This window comes from Pseudactinotalea sp. (genome assembly GCF_048594945.1).
Classification (GTDB): domain Bacteria; phylum Actinomycetota; class Actinomycetes; order Actinomycetales; family Beutenbergiaceae; genus Pseudactinotalea.
On the sequence record NZ_JBMDXJ010000240.1, the window covers coordinates 1 to 3,019 of the forward strand.

The 3,019-nt window shown below is 69.9% G+C and carries 3 protein-coding genes; all 3 read left to right on the plus strand.

All coding sequences use genetic code 11. From position 1 onward, the window contains the following. Window positions 1-832, plus strand: an 832-nt coding sequence (locus ACOJSN_RS10320; RefSeq protein ID WP_420112410.1) for a nucleotide disphospho-sugar-binding domain-containing protein, incomplete at its 5' end; no start/stop codon positions are given. A 379-nt stretch (window positions 833-1,211) separates the two neighbouring features. After that, the gene (locus tag ACOJSN_RS10325; RefSeq protein ID WP_420112411.1) at window positions 1,212-2,807 is read left to right on the plus strand and encodes a TROVE domain-containing protein; all 1,596 of its coding nucleotides are present in this window, start codon (window positions 1,212-1,214) and stop codon (window positions 2,805-2,807) included. Beyond that, on the plus strand, window positions 2,797-3,019 hold a 223-nt coding region (locus tag ACOJSN_RS10330), incomplete at its 3' end, for a hypothetical protein (RefSeq protein WP_420112412.1). The genes ACOJSN_RS10325 and ACOJSN_RS10330, both read left to right, overlap by 11 nt.

The window sequence follows — 3,019 nt, forward strand, 5'->3', positions numbered from 1 at the left end:
CCCCGCCGTCGAGACCTGGCCGAACTTGGTCAGCAACAACGAGTGGTCCCTCACCCGCGAATACGCTCGGTTCAATCCGCTGAGCCCTCGCTTCCTGGTCCAGGTGGCTCGGCTCGGCCGGATGCTCAAGGCCGGGCAGGGCATGGACGTCGCGTCATTCATGAGCGGCGCCAGGGCCTCACTCCGCTTGGTGACGATCCCCCGTGCCTTCCAGTACGCGGGCGAGACGTTCACCGACGGCTACATGTTCGTCGGTCCTGGACTGACCGATCGGTCCTTCCAGGGCGCGTGGGCCCCGCCGAAGGAGGTGCCGGTCGTCCTGATGTCCCTCGGCACCGCCTACAACGATCGGCCCGACCTCTATCGCCTCGTGCTCGCTTCCGCGGCCGGTCGGCCCTGGCATGTGGTGATGGCGATCGGCAAGATCGATCCCGGGACGCTCGGACCGATTCCACCGAACGTCGAGGTGCACGCGCACGTGCCGCAGCTTGAGGTGCTCAGGCACGCTGGCGCCTTCGTCACGCATGCCGGCATGGGCAGCATCATGGAGAGCCTGCACGCGCGGGTGCCGTTGATCGCACTGCCGCAGATGGCGGAGCAGCGTGCCAACGCAGACCGCCTCGTCGAGCTGGGACTCGGCACGAGCCTTGATCCCGAGCACGTCACCGCCGATGTGCTGTGGGACGCGATTGCCCAGGCAGAGAGCGACGCACACGTTCGGGATCAGCTCGACTGGATGGCGCGGGAGATCAAGGCTGCCGGGGGCGCGTCGGCCGCGGCCGACGCCGTGGAGAGGCTGCTCGGGCGTAATTCCCTGGACCCGCCTGTGTAGTCCGCTACACACTGGTGCACACAACGAAACAGCGAGAGGTGCGGGCGGGCCGGAGACGGTCGGTTACCACTGTTAATGGCCAGGTTGCGGGTTCGAGTCCCGTCGTCGCTTCGGCGGCGTAGCTCAACTGGAAGAGCAGGACTCCGGCAGTCGTCACATGCCCGCCTGCACCTCTCACCTGAGCGGGCCGGAGCTTGTCGGTGATCTCTGGCTCAGGAACGGGTTCGAATCCCGGATCCGGCAGCACTCACACGCCCGCTCTCCCACGTGAACGCACCGCCCCACGGGCCGGAGCGAACCGGTGATCTCATGTCATGGGTCCGATTCGCACCACCCCGCCCGTGGGGCTTGCGTTCGCCCGCCCAGAAAGGAACTGACCATGGATGTCCTCGCCCAGATCTCGACCCGCCGGACCCCGCAGACCATGCCGGCAGATCCTGGCCAGGTCACCAACTCCGCGGGCGGTTATGTTCTCGAGCTCGACGACGTCGCTCGCCTGCGTCGGTTCCTCACCCTGGGTGTCGACGGCGGGACCTACTACGCCTCGGCGCGCGACCTCGCGCTGGACAACGCGGCCGTGCTGCAGCGTCTCGCGGACGCGGACCCCGAGACTCTCGTCGCGACCATCGTGGACGTCTCGACTCGCGGTGCCGCACCTCGGCAGCAACCCGCGCTGTTCGCGCTCGCGTACGCGGCGTCGGTCCCGGCTGCCTCGCAGGCGGCCCTCGCCGCCCTGCCGCTCGTGGCCCGGACCGGAAGTCACCTGTTCCTGTTCGCCGGCTACGTCGAGCAGTTCCGCGGCTGGGGTCGCGGGCTTCGCCGCGCCGTCGGCGACTGGTACCTGCGCAAGGAGCCGGACGCGCTCGCCTACCAGGCGGTCAAGTACCGGCAGCGGGAGGGGTGGTCGCACCGCGACCTGCTCCGCCTCGCGCACCCGGTCACCGACGCGGCCGCGCTCAAGGACACCTTCGAGTGGATCGTGCGTGGCCAGGTCGGCGAAGCGGCGCCGCGTCTCATCGAGGGTTTCGTCCGAGCACAGGCAGCGTCCGACGGCGCAGCCTGGGCCGGTCTTGTCCGAGACTTCGGACTGACCTGGGAGATGCTCCCGGACGCTGCGCTTGGTGAGGCCCGCGTCTGGGACGCGCTGCTCGACGTCGGGATGCCACAGACCGCGCTGATGCGCCAGCTGCCCCGGCTCACCCGGCTCGGGCTGCTGCCCGACCTCGGTGGGCGGACCGAGGAGGTGTGTGCTCAGCTCACTGGCACCGACCGGCTCCGCACAGCGCGGGTCCACCCGGTGAACGTGCTGGTCGCGCAGCGCACCTACGCCTCGGGCCGCTCGGCTCGCGGTGCGGGTGTGTGGCAGCCGAGCCGTCGAGTGGTCGACGCTCTGGACGCAGCGTTCTACGCGGCGTTCGGCGCGGTGCAGCCCTCGGGCGCGCGGACGCTGCTCGCCGTCGACGTTTCGGCGTCGATGGGGTGGCAGGCCTCGGGACTGGGGATCACTGCCCGCGAGGCGTCGGCAGCGCTCGCGCTGGTGCAGCTGGCCACCGAGCCGGCGGCCTCGGCTGTCGGGTTCACCAGCCAGTTGGTCGGCGGATCTCAGGGCTCAGCCCTGGAGCCGCTGACGATCTCACCGCGGCAGCGACTCGACGACGCACTTCGCGTCGTCGACGAGATGCCGATGGGTGGGACCGACTGTGCGTTGCCGATGGTCTACGCGCGGGAGCAGCGGTTGGAGGTCGACACCTTCGTGGTTTACACCGACAACGAGACCTGGGCCGGCGAAATCCACCCGCACCAGGCGCTGCGGGACTACCGCGACGCCTCGGGTATCCCGGCGAAGCTCGTGGTCGTCGGGATGACCTCGACCGGGTTCTCGATCGCGGACCCGAGCGATGCGGGCATGCTCGACATCGCCGGCTTCGACGCCGCGGTTCCGTCACTGATCACGGAGTTCGCACGTGGGCTCTAGCACAGGAGGTGGCACCCCAGAACGGGGTGCCACCTCCTCGCGCGTTCAGGGGATCTCCGATCCGCTGCTCGCCCGCGCGCGCGAGCTGCACCGCCGCGCGATCGAGACCGAGGAGCTCGCCGCCCGCCAACGCGCCGAGCGCGATCACCTGATCCGGCGCCTGCGCGAGCAAGACCCGACCCGCTGGTCCTACGGCGCCATCGCCGCCGCCC

Bases quoted from the DNA above. Each gene is read 5' to 3' on its own strand.
- ACOJSN_RS10325 (WP_420112411.1), top strand. From the start codon at position 1,212: ATGGATGTCCTCGCCCAGATCTCGACCCGCCGGACCCCGCAGACCATG.